General features: G+C 34.3%; 20 protein-coding genes. 17 read left to right on the top strand and 3 right to left on the bottom strand.

Annotated features, from left to right (window positions below):
• The first annotated feature begins 155 nt into the window (after positions 1-155).
• The 6 genes from rpoC (at position 156) to tuf (ending at position 8,906) form a co-directional block, all read left to right on the top strand.
• A complete protein-coding gene (gene rpoC / locus ACW5YJ_RS13880) occupies positions 156-3,752 on the top strand; it encodes a DNA-directed RNA polymerase subunit beta' (protein WP_196218780.1) in 3,597 nt (1,198 codons plus the stop codon).
• A 236-nt stretch (positions 3,753-3,988) separates the two neighbouring features.
• Complete coding sequence (locus ACW5YJ_RS13875) at positions 3,989-4,243, top strand: ribosomal L7Ae/L30e/S12e/Gadd45 family protein (RefSeq protein ID WP_017723033.1); 255 nt, start codon at positions 3,989-3,991, stop codon at positions 4,241-4,243.
• Between the two features lie 94 nt (positions 4,244-4,337).
• Positions 4,338-4,751, top strand: coding sequence for a 30S ribosomal protein S12 (gene rpsL, locus ACW5YJ_RS13870; protein ID WP_002484156.1), 414 nt, complete (start codon positions 4,338-4,340; stop codon positions 4,749-4,751).
• A gap of 70 nt (positions 4,752-4,821) precedes the next feature.
• On the top strand, positions 4,822-5,292 hold the full coding sequence (rpsG, locus tag ACW5YJ_RS13865; RefSeq protein ID WP_002484155.1) for a 30S ribosomal protein S7: 471 nt from the start codon (positions 4,822-4,824) through the stop codon (positions 5,290-5,292).
• A gap of 119 nt (positions 5,293-5,411) precedes the next feature.
• Complete coding sequence (fusA, locus tag ACW5YJ_RS13860) at positions 5,412-7,502, top strand: elongation factor G (protein WP_107551125.1); 2,091 nt, start codon at positions 5,412-5,414, stop codon at positions 7,500-7,502.
• 216 nt (positions 7,503-7,718) lie between these two features.
• The gene (tuf, locus tag ACW5YJ_RS13855; RefSeq protein ID WP_017723031.1) at positions 7,719-8,906 is read left to right on the top strand and encodes an elongation factor Tu; all 1,188 of its coding nucleotides are present in this window, start codon (positions 7,719-7,721) and stop codon (positions 8,904-8,906) included.
• A 387-nt stretch (positions 8,907-9,293) separates the two neighbouring features.
• Here the strand turns inward: tuf and ACW5YJ_RS13850 are convergent, their stop codons facing one another.
• Entirely contained in the window at positions 9,294-10,472 is a 1,179-nt protein-coding gene (locus ACW5YJ_RS13850) for a M20 family metallopeptidase (RefSeq protein ID WP_135092299.1), read from the bottom strand.
• A gap of 191 nt (positions 10,473-10,663) precedes the next feature.
• Between ACW5YJ_RS13850 and ACW5YJ_RS13845 the strand changes: the two genes are divergently transcribed.
• Positions 10,664-11,854: a glycine C-acetyltransferase gene (locus tag ACW5YJ_RS13845; RefSeq protein ID WP_017723029.1), complete on the top strand. Its 1,191-nt coding sequence runs from the start codon at positions 10,664-10,666 to the stop codon at positions 11,852-11,854.
• A 231-nt stretch (positions 11,855-12,085) separates the two neighbouring features.
• Here the strand turns inward: ACW5YJ_RS13845 and ACW5YJ_RS13840 are convergent, their stop codons facing one another.
• Positions 12,086-12,544 carry a hypothetical protein gene (locus tag ACW5YJ_RS13840; protein WP_017723027.1) on the bottom strand — a complete coding sequence of 153 codons (459 nt, stop codon included), beginning with the start codon at positions 12,542-12,544 and terminating at the stop codon, positions 12,086-12,088.
• Between the two features lie 251 nt (positions 12,545-12,795).
• Here ACW5YJ_RS13840 and ACW5YJ_RS13835 point away from each other — a divergent pair, with 251 nt between their 5' ends.
• The 10 genes from ACW5YJ_RS13835 to ACW5YJ_RS13790 all read left to right on the top strand — a co-directional run bounded on the left by ACW5YJ_RS13835 (position 12,796) and on the right by ACW5YJ_RS13790 (position 22,960).
• Complete coding sequence (locus ACW5YJ_RS13835) at positions 12,796-13,368, top strand: GNAT family N-acetyltransferase (RefSeq protein WP_457338294.1); 573 nt, start codon at positions 12,796-12,798, stop codon at positions 13,366-13,368.
• Between the two features lie 24 nt (positions 13,369-13,392).
• Entirely contained in the window at positions 13,393-13,896 is a 504-nt protein-coding gene (locus ACW5YJ_RS13830; RefSeq protein ID WP_017723025.1) for a GNAT family N-acetyltransferase, read from the top strand.
• A gap of 387 nt (positions 13,897-14,283) precedes the next feature.
• Positions 14,284-16,629, top strand: coding sequence for a CDP-glycerol glycerophosphotransferase family protein (locus ACW5YJ_RS13825; RefSeq protein ID WP_457338293.1), 2,346 nt, complete (start codon positions 14,284-14,286; stop codon positions 16,627-16,629).
• Positions 16,595-17,584, top strand: coding sequence for an accessory Sec system protein Asp2 (locus tag ACW5YJ_RS13820; protein ID WP_368679764.1), 990 nt, complete (start codon positions 16,595-16,597; stop codon positions 17,582-17,584). The genes ACW5YJ_RS13825 and ACW5YJ_RS13820 overlap by 35 nt, the downstream gene beginning before the upstream one ends.
• 176 nt (positions 17,585-17,760) lie before the next feature.
• Positions 17,761-18,465: a CoA transferase subunit A gene (locus ACW5YJ_RS13815; RefSeq protein ID WP_107551120.1), complete on the top strand. Its 705-nt coding sequence runs from the start codon at positions 17,761-17,763 to the stop codon at positions 18,463-18,465.
• Positions 18,458-19,105, top strand: a complete 648-nt coding sequence (locus ACW5YJ_RS13810) for a 3-oxoacid CoA-transferase subunit B (protein WP_107551119.1) — start codon at positions 18,458-18,460, stop codon at positions 19,103-19,105. Before ACW5YJ_RS13815 ends, ACW5YJ_RS13810 begins: the two co-directional genes overlap by 8 nt.
• A gap of 9 nt (positions 19,106-19,114) precedes the next feature.
• Positions 19,115-19,891, top strand: a complete 777-nt coding sequence (locus ACW5YJ_RS13805) for a 3-hydroxybutyrate dehydrogenase (protein ID WP_457338622.1) — start codon at positions 19,115-19,117, stop codon at positions 19,889-19,891.
• Between the two features lie 102 nt (positions 19,892-19,993).
• A complete protein-coding gene (locus tag ACW5YJ_RS13800; protein WP_107551117.1) occupies positions 19,994-20,416 on the top strand; it encodes a hypothetical protein in 423 nt (140 codons plus the stop codon).
• Between the two features lie 9 nt (positions 20,417-20,425).
• A complete protein-coding gene (locus ACW5YJ_RS13795; RefSeq protein ID WP_457338292.1) occupies positions 20,426-21,379 on the top strand; it encodes an ornithine cyclodeaminase family protein in 954 nt (317 codons plus the stop codon).
• A 318-nt stretch (positions 21,380-21,697) separates the two neighbouring features.
• Positions 21,698-22,960 carry a DUF1958 domain-containing protein gene (locus ACW5YJ_RS13790; RefSeq protein ID WP_457338291.1) on the top strand — a complete coding sequence of 421 codons (1,263 nt, stop codon included), beginning with the start codon at positions 21,698-21,700 and terminating at the stop codon, positions 22,958-22,960.
• A gap of 81 nt (positions 22,961-23,041) precedes the next feature.
• On the opposite strand, the gene ACW5YJ_RS13785 is transcribed toward ACW5YJ_RS13790, so the two are convergent.
• On the bottom strand, positions 23,042-23,893 hold the full coding sequence (locus ACW5YJ_RS13785) for an NAD-dependent epimerase/dehydratase family protein (protein WP_171914460.1): 852 nt from the start codon (positions 23,891-23,893) through the stop codon (positions 23,042-23,044).
• Positions 23,894-23,899: the final 6 nt, after the last annotated feature.

The raw sequence follows: 23,899 nt of genomic DNA, 5'->3' as shown, positions 1-23,899 counted from the left end.
ATAAACGAATAAGCCTTGTAGAGATAAAGTTCAATAAGGGACTAAGTCTCTACATTGGTTATTCTATTATTGATATAGAGCAATCAATCAATTTGCACAGCTAATCTAAATTGAAGGAGGTAGGCTCCTTGATTGATGTAAATAATTTCCATTATATGAAAATAGGACTTGCTTCACCCGAAAAAATCCGTTCATGGTCTTTTGGTGAGGTTAAAAAGCCAGAAACAATTAACTATCGTACTTTAAAACCAGAAAAAGATGGTCTATTCTGTGAAAGAATATTTGGACCTACAAAAGACTGGGAATGTAGTTGTGGTAAATACAAACGTGTACGTTATAAAGGTATGGTTTGTGACAGATGTGGCGTAGAAGTAACTAAATCTAAAGTGCGCCGTGAAAGAATGGGGCACATTGAATTAGCTGCACCTGTATCTCACATTTGGTACTTCAAAGGTATTCCAAGTCGTATGGGTCTATTATTAGACATGTCACCAAGAGCGTTAGAAGAAGTTATTTACTTTGCTTCATACGTTGTTGTAAATCCAGGTCCAACTGGTTTAGAGAAAAAGACATTGTTATCTGAAGCAGAATTTAGAGAGTACTACGATAAATTCCCAGGCAAATTCACTGCTAAAATGGGTGCTGAAGGTATTAAAGAATTACTTGAAGAAATAGACTTAGATGCTGAACTTAAACATTTACGTGATGAGTTAGAATCAGCTACTGGTCAAAGACTTACACGTGCGATTAAACGTTTAGAAGTTGTTGAATCATTTAGACATTCTGGTAATAATCCAGCATGGATGATTTTAGACGTACTTCCTATTATTCCACCTGAAATCAGACCAATGGTTCAATTAGATGGTGGCCGTTTCGCAACAAGTGATTTAAATGATTTATATCGTCGTGTTATCAACCGTAATAACCGTTTAAAACGTTTGTTAGACTTAGGTGCTCCTGGCATCATCGTTCAAAACGAAAAACGTATGTTACAAGAAGCTGTTGATGCACTTATTGATAATGGTCGTCGTGGCCGTCCAGTTACTGGACCAGGTAACCGCCCATTAAAATCACTTTCACATATGTTAAAAGGTAAACAAGGTCGTTTCCGTCAAAACTTATTAGGTAAACGTGTTGACTACTCAGGTCGTTCAGTTATTGCAGTTGGACCAAGCTTGAAGATGTATCAATGTGGTCTGCCTAAAGAAATGGCACTCGAGTTGTTCAAACCATTCATAATGAAAGAATTAGTACAACGTGAAATTGCAACAAACATCAAAAATGCGAAAAGTAAAATTGAGCGTATGGATGACGAAGTATGGGACGTATTAGAAGACGTAATTAAAGAACATCCAGTTCTTTTAAACCGTGCACCTACACTTCACAGATTGGGTATCCAAGCATTCGAACCTACATTAGTTGAAGGTCGTGCGATTCGTTTACATCCACTTGCTACAACAGCTTACAACGCTGACTTTGATGGTGACCAAATGGCTGTTCACGTACCATTATCTAAAGAAGCACAAGCTGAAGCGCGTATGTTAATGTTAGCTGCGCAAAACATCTTGAACCCTAAAGATGGTAAACCAGTTGTTACGCCATCACAAGATATGGTATTAGGTAACTATTACCTAACTCTTGAGCGTAAAGATGCCGTGAATACTGGTACGATTTACAATGATACAAATGAAGTACTCAAAGCTTATGCAAATGGCTATGTTCACTTGCATACACGTATTGGTGTACACGCATCATCATTTAACAATCCAACGTTTACTGAAGAGCAAAACAAAAAAATCTTGCTAACTTCTGTTGGTAAAGTAATATTCAATGAAATCATTCCAGATTCATTTGCATATATTAATGAACCAACACAAACGAACTTAGAAAATAAAACGCCGGAAAGATACTTCATTGCACCAACTGAAATTGGTGAAGGTGGATTAAAAGCTTACTTTGAGGAGCAAGAATTAATCAAACCATTCAATAAGAATTTCTTAGGAAATGTTATTGCTGAAGTATTTAACCGTTTCAGCATCACTGATACGTCAATGATGTTAGATAGAATGAAAGACTTAGGATTCAAGTTTTCATCTAAAGCAGGTATTACTGTTGGTGTATCTGATATCGTGGTATTACCAGATAAACAAGATATCCTTGATGAACATGAGAAATTAGTTGATAAAGTAACGAAACAATTCAATCGTGGTTTAATCACTGATTTTGAACGTTACAATGCTGTAATTGAAATTTGGACTGATGCAAAAGATCAAATTCAAAACGAACTAATGGGATCACTTGAAGAAACGAACCCAATCTTCATGATGAGTGACTCTGGTGCCCGTGGTAACGCATCTAACTTTACACAGTTGGCTGGTATGCGTGGACTTATGGCCGCGCCATCTGGTGAGATTATTGAATTACCAATTACTTCATCATTCCGTGAAGGTTTAACGGTATTAGAATACTTCATCTCTACTCACGGTGCACGTAAAGGTCTTGCCGATACAGCGCTTAAGACTGCCGATTCAGGTTACCTTACGCGTCGTCTTGTTGACGTGGCTCAAGATGTTATCGTCCGTGAAGAAGATTGTGGTACTGACCGTGGCTTACTTGTTTCTGATATCAAAGAAGGTACAGAAATGATTGAACCATTCATCGAACGTATTGAAGGTCGTTATTCTAAAGAAACAATCCGTCATCCAGAAACAGATGAGGTCATTGTTAACCCAGATCAATTAGTTACACCAGACATCGCTAAGAAAATCACAGATGCAGGTATAGAGGAAATGTATATCCGTTCAGCATTTACATGTAATACACGTCATGGTGTATGTGAAAAATGTTACGGTAAAAACCTTGCGACTGGTGAAAAAGTTGAAGTTGGTGAAGCAGTTGGTACAATTGCTGCCCAATCAATTGGTGAACCAGGTACACAGCTTACAATGCGTACATTCCATACAGGTGGTGTAGCAGGTAGCGATATCACACAAGGTCTTCCTCGTATCCAAGAGATCTTCGAAGCGCGTAATCCTAAAGGTCAAGCTGTGATTACTGAAATCGAAGGTGTTGTTGATGACATTAAACTTGCTAAAGATCGTCAACAAGAAATCGTAATTAAAGGTGCTAACGAAACGAAATCTTATCTAGCTTCTGGTACTTCAAGATTGAAAGTAGAAGTTGGACAAGGTGTTGAACGTGGAGAAGTACTTACTGAAGGTTCAATCGAACCTAAGAACTATTTATCTGTTTCAGGTTTAAATGCAACAGAAAGCTATCTATTAAAAGAAGTTCAAAAAGTTTACCGTATGCAAGGTGTTGAAATCGACGATAAACACGTTGAAGTTATGGTAAGACAAATGTTACGTAAAGTACGTATCATTGAAGCAGGAGATACTAAGTTATTACCTGGTTCATTAGTAGATATTCATAGCTTTACTGATGCTAACCGTGAAGCGTTCAAAGAACGTAAACGTCCTGCAACAGCTAAACCAGTATTACTAGGTATCACGAAAGCTTCTCTTGAAACTGAAAGCTTCTTATCAGCAGCTTCATTCCAAGAAACAACTCGTGTACTTACAGATGCAGCAATCAAAGGTAAACGTGATAACTTACTTGGACTTAAAGAGAACGTTATTATCGGTAAATTGATTCCAGCTGGTACGGGTATGAGACGTTATAGAGACGTTGAATACGACAAAGCAACACCAGATACTGAAGTTATTGAAGAAGTTCAAACTACTGAAATATAATATTTATTACTCAATAAACAGAGAGTCCGTGATGTTAATAGATATCTCGGGCTCTCTAATGTTATTGATTATAGAAGGAGTGGAACAAGGAAATCATATTTAAAATTGTGGTTTCTATCCGACTTCTGATGTTTTTGAAATTTTTATTGAAAAGTACGAATAAAAGTTGACTCAGTAGTACTGAAAGTGTTATTATTATTAAGGTTGATGCAAGCAGAACTTTGGAGGATATTTTGATGTCTAATGAAAAAGTTGCACGCTTTAACAAACAACATCATGTCATTGGTCTTAAACAAACGCTCAAAGCTTTGAATAGAGATCAAGTTACATCATTGATTATAGCTGAAGACGTGGAGATTCATCTTATGACTCGCGTGTTAAGCCAAATCAATCACAAACACATGCCTGTTTCATTTTTCAAAAGCAAAAAGGCTTTAGGAGAATATGTAGGTATAAACGTTAGTGCAACAATTGTTGCATTATTAAAATGAGATTAGTAAGAATCATTCTTACTAAATTTTATTTACCCTTAAAATGAACCACCTGGATGTGTGGGATTATAAATGAAGAGAGGAGGAACATTCAATGCCAACTATTAACCAATTGGTACGTAAACCTAGACAAAGTAAATCTAAAAAATCTGATTCACCAGCATTAAATAGAAACTTTAACAGTAAAAAGAAAAAATTTACTGACTTAAATTCTCCACAAAAACGTGGTGTTTGTACTCGTGTAGGAACAATGACACCTAAAAAACCTAACTCCGCGTTACGTAAATATGCTCGTGTTCGTTTGTCTAACAATATTGAAATCAATGCGTACATTCCTGGTATCGGACATAACTTACAAGAACACAGTGTTGTACTTGTACGTGGTGGACGTGTGAAAGACTTACCTGGTGTGCGTTACCATATTGTACGTGGTGCACTTGATACTTCAGGTGTTGATGGACGTAGACAAGGACGTTCATTATACGGAACTAAAAAACCTAAAAAATAAGTTTAAGATTGCGTAAATTTTCGCTATAAACTAAAGAATTATATTATAATCGGAAGGGAGGATTTATATTATGCCTCGTAAAGGATCAGTACCAAAAAGAGACGTATTACCAGATCCAATTCACAACTCTAAATTAGTTACAAAATTGATCAACAAAATTATGTTAGACGGTAAACGTGGAACAGCACAAAGAATTCTTTATTCTGCATTCGACTTAGTTAAAGAACGTAGTGGTCGTGAAGCAGTTGAAGTATTTGAAGAAGCTATCGATAACATTATGCCAGTATTAGAGGTTAAAGCTCGCCGTGTTGGTGGCTCTAACTATCAAGTACCAGTAGAAGTTCGTCCAGAACGTCGTACTACATTAGGTCTTCGTTGGTTAGTTAACTATTCACGTCTTCGTGGTGAAAAAACTATGGAAGAACGTTTAGCTAACGAAATCTTAGATGCTGCTAACAACACTGGTGGCGCAGTTAAGAAACGTGAAGACACACACAAAATGGCTGAAGCTAACAAAGCATTCGCTCACTATCGCTGGTAGGATAGTAGCTGTTTCCCTGAACATGTTCCATATTGGTAGATTACTATCACAGGTTCGTGTTTAGGGCATCGCCATATTTATAGTATTTATTCGCAGTTATACTGGAAGGAGAAAAATACATGGCTAGAGATTTTAGTTTAGATAGAACACGTAATATCGGTATCATGGCTCACATCGATGCTGGTAAAACAACTACGACTGAACGTATTCTTTACTATACTGGACGTATCCATAAAATTGGTGAAACACACGAAGGTGCTTCACAAATGGACTGGATGGAACAGGAGCAAGATCGTGGTATCACTATCACATCTGCCGCAACAACAGCACAGTGGGATGACCACCGTGTAAACATCATCGATACACCTGGACACGTAGACTTCACTGTAGAAGTTGAACGTTCATTACGTGTACTTGATGGTGCAGTAACAGTACTAGACGCTCAATCAGGAGTTGAACCTCAAACTGAAACAGTTTGGCGCCAGGCAACAACTTACAGCGTACCTCGTATTGTTTTCGTAAACAAAATGGACAAATTAGGAGCTAACTTCGAATACGCAGTAAGCACTATCCATGACCGTTTACAAGCAAACGCACAACCAATTCAATTACCAATTGGTGCGGAAGACGAATTTGAGGCAATCATCGACTTAGTTGAAATGAAATGTTTCAAATACAACAATGACTTAGGAACTGAAATTGAAGAAATCGAAATTCCTGAAGATCATAAAGAAAGAGCTGAAGAAGCTCGTTCAACATTAATTGAAGCAGTAGCTGAAACTAATGATGAATTAATGGAAAAATATCTTGCTGATGAAGAGATTTCTGTCTCTGAATTAAAAGATGCTATCCGTGAAGCTACAAACAACATTGAATTCTATCCAGTTCTTGTTGGTACAGCTTTCAAAAACAAAGGTGTTCAATTAATGCTTAACGCAGTAATTGATTACTTACCATCACCGTTAGACGTAAAACCAATCGTTGGTCACCGTGCTGACAACCCTGAAGAAGAAGTTATCGCAAAAGCTGATGACAATGCTGAGTTCGCTGCTTTAGCGTTCAAAGTAATGACTGACCCTTATGTTGGTAAATTAACATTCTTCCGTGTTTACTCTGGTACTTTAACATCAGGTTCATACGTTAAAAACTCTACGAAGAACAAACGTGAACGTGTAGGTCGTTTACTACAAATGCACGCTAACTCTCGTCAAGAGTTAAACACAGTATATTCAGGAGATATCGCAGCTGCGGTAGGTCTTAAAGATACTGGTACTGGTGATACTTTATGTGGTGAGAAGAATGACATCATCTTGGAATCTATGGATTTCCCAGAACCTGTTATTCACTTATCAGTTGAACCTAAATCTAAAGCAGACCAAGACAAAATGACTACAGCTTTAGTTAAGTTACAAGAAGAAGATCCAACATTCCATGCACATACAGACGATGAGACTGGACAAGTTATTATCGGTGGTATGGGTGAACTTCACTTAGATATCTTAGTAGACCGTATGAAGAAAGAATTTAACGTTGAATGTAACGTTGGTGCACCAATGGTTTCATATCGTGAAACATTTAAAGCATCAGCTGAAGTTCAAGGTAAATTCGCTCGTCAATCAGGTGGTCGTGGTCAATATGGTGACGTTAAAATTGAATTCTCACCTAATGAAACAGGTGGCGGTTTCGAATTCGAAAACGCTATCGTTGGTGGTGTAGTTCCTCGTGAATACATTCCATCAGTTGAAGCTGGTCTTAAAGATTCAATGGAAAACGGTGTATTAGCTGGTTATCCTTTAATTGATGTTAAAGCTAAATTATTTGATGGTTCATACCATGATGTCGATTCATCTGAAATGGCCTTCAAAATTGCTGCATCTTTAGCGCTTAAAGAAGCTGCTAAAAAATGTGATCCAGTTATCTTAGAACCAATGATGAAAGTTACAATTGAAATGCCTGAAGAGTACATGGGTGACATCATGGGTGACGTAACATCTCGTCGTGGACGTGTTGATGGTATGGAACCTCGTGGTAATGCACAAGTTGTAAATGCTTTTGTACCACTTTCAGAAATGTTCGGTTATGCAACTGCATTACGTTCTAACACTCAAGGTCGTGGTACTTATACAATGTACTTTGATCACTATGCTGAAGTTCCAAAATCAATTTCTGAAGAAATTGTTAAGAAAAACAGTGGCAATAAAGCCGAATAATTAAACTTGTTTTGTGCGACAACTGTCTGTACAATACACATAAAGCTTAATTATGTAGCTTGTTGTTTTATCAATTGATTTTTTGGGAAAAATGCATTATAAAGGTACTGTATGGTCCTTTATTTCCAAATTATAATCCATCTTCTCATGATGGTGAGAAACTGTCATGAGAGATAAATTAAAAATAATTTTCTAACGAATAGGAGAGATTTTATAATGGCTAAAGAAAAATTTGACCGCTCAAAAGAACATGCCAATATTGGTACTATTGGTCACGTTGACCATGGTAAAACTACTTTAACAGCTGCTATCGCAACTGTATTAGCAAAAAATGGTGACTCTGTAGCACAATCATATGACATGATTGACAATGCTCCAGAAGAAAAAGAACGTGGTATTACTATTAATACTTCTCACATTGAGTACACTACTGAAAAACGTCACTATGCGCACGTTGACTGCCCAGGTCACGCTGACTATGTTAAAAACATGATCACTGGTGCTGCACAAATGGACGGAGCTATCTTAGTAGTATCTGCTGCTGATGGTCCAATGCCACAAACTCGTGAGCACATTCTTTTATCACGTAACGTTGGTGTTCCAGCATTAGTTGTATTCTTAAACAAAGTTGACATGGTTGACGATGAAGAATTATTAGAATTAGTAGAAATGGAAGTTCGTGACTTATTAAGCGAATATGACTTCCCAGGTGACGATGTACCTGTAATCTCTGGTTCAGCATTAAAAGCTCTTGAAGGCGACGCTGACTATGAGCAAAAAATCTTAGACTTAATGCAAGCAGTTGATGATTTCATCCCAACTCCAGAACGTGATTCTGACAAACCATTCATGATGCCAGTAGAGGACGTATTCTCAATCACTGGTCGTGGTACTGTTGCTACAGGCCGTGTTGAACGTGGTCAAATCAAAGTCGGTGAAGAAATCGAAATCATTGGTATGCAAGAAGAGTCAAGCAAAACAACAGTTACTGGTGTAGAAATGTTCCGTAAATTATTAGACTACGCTGAAGCTGGTGACAACATTGGTGCATTATTACGTGGTGTTTCACGTGATGACATCCAACGTGGTCAAGTTTTAGCTGCTCCTGGTACTATTACACCACATACTAAATTTAAAGCGGACGTTTACGTTTTATCAAAAGATGAAGGTGGTCGTCATACACCATTCTTCACTAACTACCGCCCACAATTCTATTTCCGTACTACTGACGTAACAGGTGTTGTTACTTTACCAGAAGGTACTGAAATGGTTATGCCTGGTGATAACGTTGAAATGGACGTTGAATTAATTTCTCCAATCGCTATTGAAGACGGTACTCGTTTCTCTATCCGTGAAGGTGGACGTACTGTTGGATCAGGCGTTGTTACAGTAATCAACGAATAATATAGATTTCTATCTTTGATAGAATTTTTAAAGCCTCCTTCGGGAGGCTTTTTTTGTATAGAAAAGCACAAGGCGGCTATTTGGACCTTGTGCTTCTTTATATAAAGGTATACATTTGCCTATGCAAATGTATAAGACTTACTAATCCAGTTTTACTGAATAAGTAAGTCTTTAAAGTCATTTTATGACTAAGGTAATATAGAGGTTCGCCTGAGCAAAAGCTCATGCATAAAAGCACCTAAGTCATTTTATGACTAAGGTAATATAGAGGTTCGCCTGAGCAAAAGCTCATGCATAAAAGCACCTAAGTCATTTTATGACTAAGGTAATAATAGAGGTTCGCCTGAGCAAAAGCTCATGCATAAAAGCACCTAAGTCATTTTATGACTAAGGTGCTTTAATAATTACTTTTTCGAGTTCTAATATTTTCAAGAATTCACTTGTTGCATATTTCATTGCTTTTTCATCAATATTAAAACTTGGGCTATGATGTGGATGTATAGTATCAATTTCAGGATTACCACACCCAGTTAAAAAGAATGCACCTGGACGTACTTTTAAATAGTGTGAGAAGTCTTCACCAATCATCATTAAATCTGATTCATTGAATCTTAAGTTCATATCATTAGCGGCCTGTTTCACTACTTCATAGTTATCTTGATGGTTGTGTACAGGTAAATAACCTTTAATGTAGTCAAAATTGTACGTTATGTCATTAGCCACGGCTAAACCTTTAAGTAATTTCTCCATTTTAGTCATAACATGGGTTTGAATTTCTGTATCAAATGTACGTACAGTCCCTTTGCAAAATGCAGAATCTGGAATAATATTATCCGCAGAACCTGCTTGGACCATGCCAAAACTAATTACGGCTTGCTTTACAGGATCAATAGTACGGGATACAATTTTTTGTGTACTCATAATGAATTCTGCCATAATCACAACAGGATCTATCGTTTCTTGTGGCTTAGCACCATGTCCACCTTTACCTTGGATTGTAATGCTAAACTCGTCAGGGGAAGCCATTAATGCACCTGGACGTGAATAAATTGTGCCTGTAGGGTATCCAGACCATAAATGATTACCATATATCTTATCAACGTCTTGTAGACAGCCATCATCAATCATCTCTTGGGACCCACCTGGCATAATTTCTTCGCCATATTGAAAGATTAATACCACATCGCCATTTAAAGAAGATAAGTGACTTTCAATAATCTCTGCAACACCTAATAAGATTGCCGTATGCCCATCATGACCACATGCATGCATGACGCCAGGATTTTTAGATTTATAGTCTACTTCTGTTAATTCATCTATAGGTAGTGCATCAAAATCTGCACGAAGTGCAACGGTTGGTCCATCACCATGACCTTTAAATGTAGCTACGATACCATTACGTCCTACAGGAGTACGAATTTCACATGATAATTGACTTAATTGATTAAGTATAAAGTCACGTGTGTGATATTCCTCAAATGATAATTCGGGATATTGGTGGAGGTAACGTCGAACTTGTACCATTCTACTTTCTTTTTGTTGTGCTAGTTGAAACCAATCAAACAACTTCAGCCCTTCTTCCTTAAACATTTTTCACTATTATACCACTTAATAATGCACAACTGTAGGTGCAATTGATAGTAGACAAATTATGTTGTGAGAAATGCATTGTGACGTGTGTTTATAATACTTTCCACTTTTATTAAAATAGGTTATGATTAATTTGAAGACTAAGATAATTCAAAGGGGGACTTGCAGTGGTTCAGTCACTACATGGCTTTTTAGATGAAAATATTCAATATTTAAAAGATAACGGATTATATAATGAAATAGATACAATTGAAGGTGCAAATGGCCCTGAAATTTCTATTAACGGGAAAAATTATGTAAACTTATCTTCCAATAACTATTTAGGACTAGCAACAGACGAAGACTTAAAAAAAGCAGCAAAAGATGCGATCGATACACATGGCGTTGGTGCCGGTGCGGTACGTTCAATCAATGGTACCTTAGATGTTCATGATGAATTAGAACAAACACTTGCAGAGTTCAAAGGAACTGAAGCAGCTATTGCATATCAATCAGGATTCAATTGTAATATGGCAGCTATTTCAGCAGTTATGAATAAAAATGATGCTATTCTGTCAGATGAATTAAACCATGCTTCTATCATTGATGGTTGTCGTTTATCTAAAGCGAAAATTATTCGTGTAAACCATTCAGATATGGAAGATTTACGTGCTAAAGCAAAAGAGGCTGTAGAATCTGGCCAATATAATAAAGTAATGTATATCACTGATGGTGTATTCAGTATGGATGGAGACGTAGCTAAGTTACCAGAAATCGTTGAAATTGCAGAAGAGTTTGGCTTAATTACTTATGTTGATGATGCACATGGCTCAGGTGTAATGGGTAAAGGTGCGGGAACAGTTAAGCATTTCGGATTACAAGATAAGATTGATTTTCAAATTGGTACGTTATCAAAAGCAATAGGTGTTGTTGGTGGATACGTAGCAGGTACTCAATCACTAATTGATTGGTTAAAAGCACAATCTAGACCATTTTTATTCTCAACATCATTAGCTCCTGGGGATACAAAAGCAATTACAGAAGCTGTGAAAAAATTAATGGCATCTACAGAATTACATGATAAACTTTGGGAAAATGGCAATTACTTAAAAGAAGGATTGCAAAAGTTAGGCTTCGATATCGGTAACTCAGAATCACCAATTACACCTGTAATTATCGGAGATGAAAAGGAAACACAAGCCTTTAGTAGTCGCTTGAAAGATGAAGGTGTCTATGTGAAATCAATCGTCTTCCCAACGGTTCCTAAAGGTACTGGACGTGTACGTAATATGCCTACAGCAGCTCACACAAAAGAAATGTTAGATAAAGCTTTAGCGGCTTTTGAAAAAGTTGGTAAAGAACTAGGCACAATTAAATAATAATCATTCAAGCCACGTATTGAAAGTGTGCTTAAGTGTGTTAATGAGAACAGGCAGTATTCTAGTTACAGAACTAAGAATGCTGTCTCGTTTTATTTAATACATAATAACCAAATAAATGAACGATATGAGTTTAAGTGGAACACTTGAGCACAAGCTCATGAGTAAGAATCACTAACTAAATAAATTTAGTAGTGATTCTATATAGCAGTGATTCTATAGAGATTATTGTTATTTAAATGGATTTGTTTTTGTTTTATTTTTAGTATTCTCTCGGTTTTCTTTATTTTGCATAAAAGGAATTGCAAACCATAAAATATGGAGCATACTTGCTAAGATTACAAGTATAATTGGAATGAATATTTCAACGATACTAATATTAATAACAAATGATGCTAAGATAAATGCTGTTATTGAAGGTACAGCACAGACAATAACAACTGTTAATAAAACAAATTGAACTACTTGTGTAGCAATCGGACTATAAATATCCAGAATTAAAATGGCAATGTAAAATAGTGTGATAAACACAAGCAACAAAATAATCCATCCTGTTGCCATACCACCTTGAGTTTTAATGTAATCTTGGTAAGGTGGAAGTGTAGGTAAAATAAATAAAATCATCGCTGACAACCATGACAAAATACCGAAAAACATAAAGAAAATTTTTGAAGTGTCTGTTTTATTCATAATAATAACCTCCTAAGATATCAAATCTCTATTGGCTTATGTTAAGTAAATATATAGGATATCATATTTAATAATGATTGCGCTTTCATTAATTTACATACCCTTTAAAGAAAGTTTTAACGCACAATAAAAAGGTAATATATTAATAATACTGTGTTAAATTAAATTTTTGATTATAAAGAAGTAACTATAATTTCACCTGTTTAAATGGTAAGTTTATGTTAAAGAAACGTGTTATAAGGAGCTAGTTAATGGATAAAAATTTATGGTTGCATTTCACAACACAACGTCTTATCATTAGACCGTTGGAAGAAAATGATTATAAATCATGGTTACGAGGTTTTGTAAATAGAAAACCATCTCAATATAAACATGACAAGGGTCAACTAGATATGTCAGATGCAACCGAGCCTTGGTTTGCAGCTTTGGTCACCAGACATCAAGAGGCAATTAAATCGGATGATTTATATATCTTTGGAATCTTTGATAAGGCACATAATCATTTAGGTATGCTTAATATTAAAAACTTAAGTCGTGATAATTTTCAGTGGGCAGAGATTGGCTATTTTATTCATAACCAACATTGGCATCAAGGATATGCTTATGAAGCATTAACAGAATTAATTAAACAAACCCGCGAGACACTGAATTTTCATAGAATTGAGGCTCATATCAATATCGATAACCCAAGGTCTGTTAATTTAATTGAAAAAGTAGGATTCCAATATGAATGTGTCCGTAAGGGGTTTATATTTGAAAATGGTCAATGGACAGACCATTACGTTTATTATTTAAATACACATGATGAAATATTAAAAACATAAATCAAGAAAGGAAGGAGTGTCAACATGGAGTTTAGAGAGTTAACAATGGGAGACGAAATGATGTATTGTGATTATATGAGAGAGTGGATTGATCACGATGAGAAAGTTGTACCTGAAATCACTAACATTACAAAGTATAATAACTTTGAAGATTTAGTACATGAATTAGCAGAGAATAAATCACATGATGCATCGGTAGATAATACGACGCTATTTTTAATAGATGACGATGAGATTATTGGTGCTGCAAATATTCGTCATAATTTAAATGAGCAACTTAAAACAGTTGGTGGCCATGTTGGCTACGGCATCCGAAAGAAACACCGTGGTAAAGGTTTTGGTAATAAATTATTGAAAAAATCTTTAGATTATTTATCAAGAATTGGTGTACAAGAAGCATTGATAACATGCGATAAGGAAAATAAAGCTTCAGCGGCAGTTATTCAACACAATGGTGGAGAAGAAATTGAAGCTTCAACATTAGATGATGGAACAGTAGTACGTCGTTTCCAAATTGAAATCGCCTAATTATTACAAAATACAAAGCATGACTTAAATTATGTATTTTTAAAAACACCGGCAAGAGTCTTATGACTTTTGTCGGTGTTTTTGTCGTTTTAACTGTTTCTTGGTATGGAGTATTACTGCAATTTATGTAAAGATACAAAATTTTAAATGAACTAGCTCATTTAAAATTTTAAAGAAAAAATAGATACTAATTAAAATCTAATAAATAAAAATTCTTGTTTTAAGTAGAATTTTAATCTTAAAGCAAATCTATATTTATTGCAAAAAATATAGATTTTAATAAAATGATACAGTATAATATAACCTAAATGACTTTTTCGGTATTTTTTTATTACAAGAGTGAAATGTTCATAAGGGCGAAATAATAAATGAATGGAGGATGCGTTTATGAATATCAATATTTTGGGATTTAATATTTTTGCTAAAGGCGGAACTTCAAGAAGTAATATTAATTTGATTAAATCCTTTTTAAAGCAAGGATATACAGTTAATTACTTTAATAATTTAGACTTTGATCAAGATGCTATTACACGTTTGTTTATTCATGAAAACATTGATAATGAAAATCTAAATATCTATAAATTTAGAGATATAAAATTATTATCTAAATGCGATGTATTAATTATAACAAGAGAAGATTTATTCCATTACGCCAAAGACGTCAAAGCTATCAATAAATCAACTAAAGTCATTGGAGAAATACATGGCCCAATGGAATATATAGATGATTCAATAGACCTTTGCTTAGAAGCTATAGATGGCGTAAGAGTTAGTACAGAAGGTATTAAACAGAGGTTTATTTGTAAATATAATTATAAATCAGTATTTAACAAATACGTTAATGCAGAACATATTAAAATTAATAAAGAACCAATAAATACGAAAAGAAATCTTTTAATAAAAGCACGCTTTGAAGACGGCATCAAAGATATTTCATATGTAATCAAATTGGTAAATTATATTATTAAAAACACTGAAAGAGACGATATTCAACTTTATATTGTTGGTTATGGTCCATCAGAAGCCTTATATAAGAACCTCGTAAATTATTACAACTTACAAGACAATATACATATAAATGAGAAAGAACCGTTAAATTATATTTATATTTCCTCATCGCCTTATGAAACGTTAGGATATTCAATTTTAGAAACACTAGCTAGAGGAAATAGAGCGCTTATTTACCCAGGTAATGATGATGTACTTAAAGAAGTTTATGACAAATACTATGGTATTCAATTTTTAGAAAAAAACCTTTCTAGGGACAGTAAACTATTACTTTCAATGTTAAATAATAAATATTCAAAAGAAAATAGACTAACAGATGTTGAAGTTTTAAATACAGAATTTCTTGATAGTGAATACAGTAACCAATATTTAAAGCAATTTAAAAAAGCGTCTCAAAACAAACGTCCTCTTGTACCAACAAAATATAAAAAAAGAGTACGTCTTCAACCTAAAAATAAAATTGAAAAATTAGATAGTGGTAGGGTTTTATATAAAGATTTAAAAGAGAAACCTTTTTTAAGTAAGGTATTAAAAAATAATATTTTCTTCGAAGGGTTTAAAAAATATTATAATAATCGTAAAGAAAGACTTAGTAAGAAAATATTAGATAATATAGAACCAAAAGAGAGTAATGTATTTATTGAATCGTTCCACGGTAATAATTTTAGTGGAGACCCTAAATATATCGCACTCAGTATTCAAAAAAACTACCCACAAAAAAATATTTTTGTTAGTTCAGCTAATTCTTTAGTAGACATTGAAATTAGAAACTACGGTTTTAAACCTATACGCTTTGGAACTGAGGAATACAAAAATAAATTTAGGCAATGTAAGTATGTCTTTATGAATAGTAATTCATGGGATAAAGTATATAAGCATACGGATCAAGTGTTTGTACAAACTTGGCATGGCTTCCCGTTGAAAAAAATGGTGAATGATTTAGGAGACGAAAAAGAACGAAAAAATCAATTAAAACAATTCAGGCCACGTATGAAAAAATGGGACTATTTATTAACATCTTCAAAAATGAATACGATGTTACTTGAATCGGCATTTAATTTAAAAGATAATGAAAACCTGCAAATATTAGACTACGGTGCTCCTAGAAATGAATATTTACTCAACCAAGTAACTAAAGAAGAACGTAAAAAATTACAAAGAAAATATTTATTTACGACGAATGAAGATAAGAAATATATTTTGTTCTGTCCAACATGGAGAAAAAAAGAAAGAGAAAATTTAACAAGTATTGATTTAGTGAAATTATTAGAATATCTTCCTAAAGAATATGAAATCATTGTTAAATTACATCCAAACGAAGGCATGCTTAGAAGTAAATATAATAGTTTAGATGCTAGAATACATTGTTTTTATAATGAATTTGTAGATATTCAAGAATTGTATATTCTTTGTGAAACGATGATTACTGATTATTCATCAACTATCTTTGATTTTGCACATTTAAATAAGCCTATTCTGTTATTACAAGAAGATGTAGAAATGTATCAGAAAGATATTGGCTTCTACTTTAATATTTTTGAATTAGGACACTTCCCAATCGTTTCTTTAGATGAAGAAAAACTCGCGCTGCAACTTAAAGGCATGAATTATATGGATTATTCGAAAATAGTGAACCGACTGATTTCAAAAGATAGTAAAGAAAGTTCGCAACTAATACTAAAGACTGTTTTTGAAGAAACTAATAGTAATGGGATGGATAAATAACATGAATACAGAAATGATTTATAAGATCAGTGAGCCAATTGACTTTAATAATGACAAAAGAATATTGATAGATACTGAAAGTAACTTAAATTATTTAGAAATGGTAAGAAAAACTCCTGAGCTTCATGAACAATATAAGACATTATTAAAAAATGATTATATACTTTATTTTCATCAAGGAACTATTTCTAAATTCTATAAAAGAAAACATGTCAAAGAGCTATTTCAAAGAAAAGATTTGAAACAATTTCGTGATATCTTCTATACTTTGGATGAACCAGAAGGCAGAAAAGTAAATGAAAATGTCCCTAAAAAATTGTTAGTTATTTTTACTTGTATGCCTAATTTACAAGAGTATGATAGTGCATTAATGCCTAAGCGTATGTTTCCTAAATTCTTTGATGGTATTGAAAGAAGTTTAGTGAAAAACGTTTATACGATGCGTATTATGGACTTGAATGTATCTCACGGATCTCACTATATTAGTACGATAAATTATCCAGAATACGAAGAAGATATTCAAGATGCGATTAGATATGCAGCGAGCAATTTAGGCGTTGAAGATGAAAACGTGGTACTATATGGTGGATCAAAAGGCGGAACGGGCGCGTTATATCATGGTGCAGCATTAGACTTTAAGACAGTAGCGGTAGACCCGATTGTCAATATAGGTGGTAATTTAGCTCAAAATGATAGACGTTTTATGAAAGGATTAAGAAAGGAAGACTTAGTACCTTCAATTGAACAGCATTTGAAGCAATCAAACGATGCAAAAAAATATGTGATTTGTTGCGATAATGTTAAATATTATTTTGATGAAACAAATCGTATTGATAATCAGTTAATTAATAAAATTAACTTAGATGATGATATGGTTGTGAATCACCCAGACGTTTCACGGAATAGTGTACCAGAACAACTTATGCTGTTAAACGGCCTATTATTAGGTAAATAAAAATTAATAAATTATATGAGAAATTGTAGAATTATTGCAGTTTCTCTTTTTTTATTCGCGTAATAACCACCACTTAAATGTAAGCGCAAACATAAATAAAAGACTTCATAAGTATTTTCACGTATAATTGTTTTAGTACTAGGTATTAAAAGTAAACTTAGAAATGAGGTTAATATATGTCGAAAGTAATTAAAGAAATACATAAAGCTTTTGAACGTTTGGAGGATGATATGACTGTACTAGCAGGAGGATTCGGGTTGTGTGGTATTCCAGAACATAGTATTGAAGCAATTCGTGACAAAGGTACTAAGGGATTAACGGTAGTTAGTAATAATTGTGGCGTCGATGATTTTGGTTTAGGTCGCTTACTAGAGCATAAACAAATTGATAAAATGATTAGCTCTTATGTGGGAGAAAATAAAATTTTTGAACAGCAACTTATTAGTGGAGAACTAGATGTTGAATTAACGCCTCAAGGCACATTAGCAGAAAAATTACGTGCAGGTGGAGCAGGGATTCCTGCATTTTATACTAAGACGGGTGTTGGCACACGTATTGCTGAAGGTAAAGAAACACGTGATTTTGATGGAGAAACATATTTAATGGAACGTGCAATTAAAGGTGATTTTGGTATTATAAAAGCACAAAAAGCAGATACTTTTGGAAATCTTGTCTTTGAAAAGACAGCTCGCAACTTTAACCCTCTATGTGCGATGGCAGCTGCAACAACTGTAGTTGAAGTAGAAGAGTTAGTTGAAGTAGGTGAAATTGATCCAGATGAGGTACACCTGTCTGGTGTTTATATTGATTACATTTATCTAGGATCTCATTTTGAAAAAAGGATTGAGAAGCGTACGTTTAAGGAGGCTAACCATGGATAAGCAATTACAACGCAAAAAGATTATTCAACGTGCAGCACAAGAAATTAAAAGTGATATGGTCATTAACTTAGGTATTGGAATGCCTACCTTAGTAGCAAACGAAATTAATGATCACGTAGAGAATGTTTATTTTCAATCAGAAAATGGATTGCTCGGTATTGGTCCGTATCCTACAGAAGCAGAAATTGATCCGGATTTAATTAACGCAGGTAAGGAGACAGTAACCGCTGCAAAAGGCGCATCTTATTTTGATAATGCGGAATCGTTTGCTATGATCCGCGGTGGTCATATTGACTTAGCTATTCTGGGAGGGATGGAAGTTTCAGAATCTGGAGACCTAGCTAATTATATGATCCCCGGAAAGTTAGTGAAAGGAATGGGGGGCGCAATGGATTTAGTCGTTGGTGCACAAAAGGTCGTCGTCATTATGGATCATATGAATAAACACGGAGACTCTAAGATTAAATCTCAATGTGAACTACCACTGACAGGCGCCGGTGTGGTGAATACATTAATTACTGATTTAGCTGTATTTAAATTTGAGAATGGTATTATGAAACTTATTGAATTGCAACCTGATACAACTTTGGAGCAAGTAGAAGCTAGTACAGAGGCATATTTTGAAAATGAATTAAAGTAGGTGGCACAATTGGTAAAAGATAAAGTGACGATTATTACAGGTGCAGCTAGTGGTATAGGATTAGGTATCGCCAAAGTATTTTTGGAAAATGAAGCCAAAGTAGTATTAGCTGATTTAAATCAAGATAAGCTCAATGAAGAAACTGACAAATTGAAAGCACAAGGCTATGATTGTATTGCTATACAAGTAGATGTTACAGAAGAAACAGCTGTGAAATCAATGATTGAACAAACTGTCTCTTATTATGGACGATTGGATATTTTGTTCAATAATGCTGGTTTACAACATGTTGAAAGTATTGAGTCTTTTCCTACAGATAAATTTAGGCAGATGATAGATATCATGTTAACAGGAAGCTTTATCGGAACTAAACATGCGTTGCCTATTATGAAGCGACAAAAATTTGGTCGTATTTTAAATATGGCTTCTATTAATGGTGTGATAGGTTTTGCAGGGAAAGCGGCGTATAATAGTGCGAAACATGGTATTATCGGTTTAACAAAAGTATCGGCATTAGAAACAGCAACAGCAAGTATAACAGTCAATGCAATTTGTCCTGGCTATATCGACACACCCTTAGTACGTAATCAAATGACAGATTTAGCAAAAGACAGAGGCGTAGAAGTAGAGCAAGTGTTAGAAGAGGTATTGTACCCATTAATCCCACAAAAGCGTTTGTTAGATATTAAAGATATTGCAGATTATGCTTTATTCTTATGTAGTGATAGTGGTAAAAGTGTAACAGGACAAGCGATTCTTATAGATGGAGGCTACACCGTACAATAATTTAACGTTAGAGCAATTTATTTTTAAATCAATGATAATTTCCAATTAAAATATGTTACGTTAAAATTAACAGCGTAAAGTATAATTGGAGGTAGGCATTCGATGAAAAATCCAGAGGCAAATAATAATTTTACCCTAGTTGTTAGTTCTATAACCTTTGCTATACTTTCTGATATTGTAGATAAACAAATTTATACAAAAATTCTCACAGCAATCATGATTTTAGTATTGATTTTTGTAATAATTCGAAATCTTAAATTCACTTTATATCATATAAAAAATGAGAATCCAAATATTCAAACATTTATTAGTGTGAAGATTGATTATTGGCTGCTATTTATTCGAAACCTTGTACTTTATGGCTTTTTAGCTTCGCTGTTTTTTATAACGGTTTATGATAATGGGTACACAATGTGGTTTTCAATATTAGCATTAGTAATATTTTTTATTTTATTTATTATAGTTATATCTAAATTTGAAGATAAAACAGACATTATTAATAATGAAGAAAATCATACAGATTAGAGGTGGCTTATGCGTTATATAGATGCACAGGAACAGGAAAAATTATTAGATATGAAAGAAATCATTGATGCAGTGGCAGAATCACTAAAAGCATATTCTGAAGGTAAGACAAATACCCCACTGCGTTATTCATTACCTTTTAATGAAGATAATCGCTATCTCGTTATGCCAGCACTTTCAGATGAGTTGAAGATTGTAGGTCTTAAGACTGTCACAGTATCTCCTAATAATACAAAAATTGGTAAAAATACCATAGTAGGCTCTGTTATTCTATCGGATTATGAAACAGGTGAGACGTTGGCTGTTTTAGAAGGCTCATATTTAACTAAGATTAGGACCGGCGCCATTTCTGGCGTGGCTACGCAGTATCTTGCACGAGAAAATGCGAAAACACTTTGTGTAATCGGTACAGGTGACCAAGCACAAGGGCTTATTGAAGCGGTGTTAGCTGTTAGAGATATTGAGCGCATACAATTTTATAATCGTACTTATGATAAAGCAGTTAACTTTTCTAAAAGAGTTCAAAAAGACCATGAACATTTAAAGCTAGTCGTTTGTGATGATGTTGAAACAGCTATAGCAGGTTCAGATATTATCGTAACAGCAACTAATTCAAAAACACCTGTGTTCAAACAACGCTTAGCACATGGGGTGCACGTAAATGCGGTTGGTTCATTTAAACCAGACATGCAAGAATTGCCATCTGAAGCGATTGAAGATGCAGATAAGGTCGTTGTTGAAGCAGTACAAGCAGCAATGGAAGAGACGGGAGACTTAATTAATCCAGTATCAGAAGGTATGTTTGCACAAGATTATTTATATGGTGAACTTGGACATATCGTTGCTTCAAAGTTAGAAGGCCGCGTGTCTGAAGATGAAATCACAATATTTAAATCTGTAGGAGTTGCTATTGTAGATATTGTGGTCGCAAATTACTTTTATCAAAAAGCGATAAAATCATAATTAAAGTTTAAAAAGCGAGCTAAGGCACAGTGTTGCCTTAGCTCATTTTAATATATTTAGTAGTTTACTCAATTTCAACATACCGTAAGAATCTGGGATATCAAGTTCTTGGACAAACTGAAGGCTACAGGCTAAAGCTGTCTCCTAAGAAAGCGAGCTAACTATATGAAGTATTGAATAAAAAAGAAACACTTTTATCTATCTAGAGCATATAAAGAATTCAAAAAATGGTGATAAAGTGTAAAAAAATAATATCTTAACCTTTAAAGAAACATAGTATATTATAGTTAATATTTTATATTTATGAAGGAGGTTAAAGTGAAGCGCATATTATTTGTATTATTTCTTTTAATTTTAGTGATATCGCAATCTAGTTATATATTTGCTGAGTCGTCTATTGATGTAACAAGAGCGCATGGCCATAACATGAGTGGTTTTTATCAACCTAAAGGTAGTATTATAGCAGACAGTCAAACAGGTAGAATATTATGGGAAGAGCATATTGATAAACCATGGCGGCCAGCAAGCATGTCGAAACTAATGACATTATCAATTGTGTTAGAAAGAATTCAAGATGGCACTCTCACCATGGATAAAGCAGTGACTGTAACTGCCGATGATGAACGTTTTAGTCATCATCCGTTACTAAGCAATAATATCATGCATGAGGGAACACAATATACTATAAAAGAACTTATTAATTTACTGATTGTACCTAGTTCGAATGTTGCAACACGCATGCTCATGCAACAAGTGGAACCTGACACAAGTAAATTTGTAACAATGATGAATCAAAAAGCTAAAAAGCTCAAGATGGAGCACACACATTTTACCAATCCATTTGGTGCTGAAAATCGTAGTGTCGGAAATGAATATTTACCATCAGGTAGTAACTTAGATGAAGATAATTCATCGACGCCACGAGATTTTGCCAAATTAGCTTTTTATTTAAAAAATACATATCCATATTTAACGTCTTTTACAAAACATATTACATACACCAGCAAACCCAATACACCATATGAAGAACATTTCCATACGTATCATCATTCATTGGAAGGCGATGTTCATGAATATAAAGGGACAAATGGATTAAAGACAGGATCTAGTGATAAAGCAGCATATAACTATACTGCTACAATAGATAGAGGAAACTTTGGACTCGTACAAGTAGTTATGGGAGTAGGGCATTGGGACGTTGATGATTCAGAGTACAAACGACACGTTATCGGCAATGCGCTATTGGATAAGGTATATAATCAATTTGAATATAAAGAAGTTATGCCTAAAGGTAAGCAGTTTATCAATGGTAAATGGTATAACGTCGAAACGCCTTTACGTGACGTAGTAGAAAAAGGACAACAAATTAAGTTTGAAGTTAAAAACAATCAATTATTAGTTGCGGATACTAAGCGACAATATCTCACAAGTGATATGAAACAACCAAGCGTTATAGTGACACCACTTAAGCAGAATTATATCTATATGGTAAGTCGATATGGATGGTACTTATTAATTGCGCTGTGCTTGGTCGTTATTTTATATATCATTTCTAGAACTAGAAAAACACAGAAAAAATGAAATAGCTATGGAAGTACTAAACTGATCCATCAACAGTAAAAAACTCCTAGAGTTAAACTTTAGGGGTTTTTTACTGTTTAATTATTTAATTGGATCCATGCCTTGTTTCCATGAAGGATAAATTAGTTTTCCACCTTGGTCGTAGAATTTAGTATTATTAGCACCACGTTCATGTGATTCTGATGGTTGGATGTTGATTTTAGGATCCACATTTAATAAGTCTGCATACCATTGTGCCCATACATTACCTTTAACTGGTTCATCATCCACGATATTATAAATACCGGATTCAAAGTTTAATGCTTGAATTGCTATTTCTACCGCGTCATCAATATGAATAAATGATTGTATGCCATCAGTCATTGTGACAGCCCCTTCGATAAATGAATTATATATCAGGCCATTTTTGCCGTACCATGTACCTGGACCATATAGTAAGCCGTAGCGAAGTACAACATAATTTTCAATACGTGCAGTTTCGCTTTCTAAACCTTCAACACCCTCAACTGTAGTTTTACGATCTCCTATTGCATTATAATCAAGGGATGTGTTTTCTGTTGCTAACGTATTACCACCTTCATAAGTAAAAGCAATACTTTGAGATTGCATATGTTTTACACCATTTTTTAAAGCGGCCTCGACAAGATGTTTAGTTCCTTCAATTCTAACTCTTGTATTGGCTGACATATCTATATTTTTTAAATCTGTAATCTCATTCATAATAATATCAGGCTGATAATCAGCTATTGCAGCTTCAACTGTATCATATTTTAAAATGTCTCCAATATATGCCTTAACGCCATTATCCACCAGCTTTGCCTTTCCTTGTTGTGATGTCGTGAATCCAGCGACTTGATAGCCTTCTTCTAGTAATCTTTGTGTTAATTTAGTACCTATTAATCCTGTCGCACCAGTAACAAATATTCTTGTCATAGTTAC

The organism is Staphylococcus sp. mip270_02 (assembly GCF_054031535.1).
This window is presented reverse-complemented; position numbering and strand designations above follow the sequence as displayed.

Coding starts and splice junctions, on each gene's coding strand:
- ACW5YJ_RS13830 (WP_017723025.1), top strand. CDS start 13,393: ATGGAGTTTAGAGAGTTAACAATGGGAGACGAAATGATGTATTGTGAT.
- ACW5YJ_RS13875 (WP_017723033.1), top strand. CDS start 3,989: ATGTCTAATGAAAAAGTTGCACGCTTTAACAAACAACATCATGTCATT.
- ACW5YJ_RS13785 (WP_171914460.1), bottom strand. CDS start 23,893: ATGACAAGAATATTTGTTACTGGTGCGACAGGATTAATAGGTACTAAA.
- ACW5YJ_RS13840 (WP_017723027.1), bottom strand. CDS start 12,544: ATGAATAAAACAGACACTTCAAAAATTTTCTTTATGTTTTTCGGTATT.
- rpsG (WP_002484155.1), top strand. CDS start 4,822: ATGCCTCGTAAAGGATCAGTACCAAAAAGAGACGTATTACCAGATCCA.
- ACW5YJ_RS13810 (WP_107551119.1), top strand. CDS start 18,458: ATGGATAAGCAATTACAACGCAAAAAGATTATTCAACGTGCAGCACAA.
- fusA (WP_107551125.1), top strand. CDS start 5,412: ATGGCTAGAGATTTTAGTTTAGATAGAACACGTAATATCGGTATCATG.
- tuf (WP_017723031.1), top strand. CDS start 7,719: ATGGCTAAAGAAAAATTTGACCGCTCAAAAGAACATGCCAATATTGGT.
- ACW5YJ_RS13825 (WP_457338293.1), top strand. CDS start 14,284: ATGAATATCAATATTTTGGGATTTAATATTTTTGCTAAAGGCGGAACT.
- ACW5YJ_RS13835 (WP_457338294.1), top strand. CDS start 12,796: ATGGATAAAAATTTATGGTTGCATTTCACAACACAACGTCTTATCATT.
- ACW5YJ_RS13815 (WP_107551120.1), top strand. CDS start 17,761: ATGTCGAAAGTAATTAAAGAAATACATAAAGCTTTTGAACGTTTGGAG.
- rpoC (WP_196218780.1), top strand. CDS start 156: ATGAAAATAGGACTTGCTTCACCCGAAAAAATCCGTTCATGGTCTTTT.
- ACW5YJ_RS13800 (WP_107551117.1), top strand. CDS start 19,994: ATGAAAAATCCAGAGGCAAATAATAATTTTACCCTAGTTGTTAGTTCT.
- ACW5YJ_RS13795 (WP_457338292.1), top strand. CDS start 20,426: ATGCGTTATATAGATGCACAGGAACAGGAAAAATTATTAGATATGAAA.
- rpsL (WP_002484156.1), top strand. CDS start 4,338: ATGCCAACTATTAACCAATTGGTACGTAAACCTAGACAAAGTAAATCT.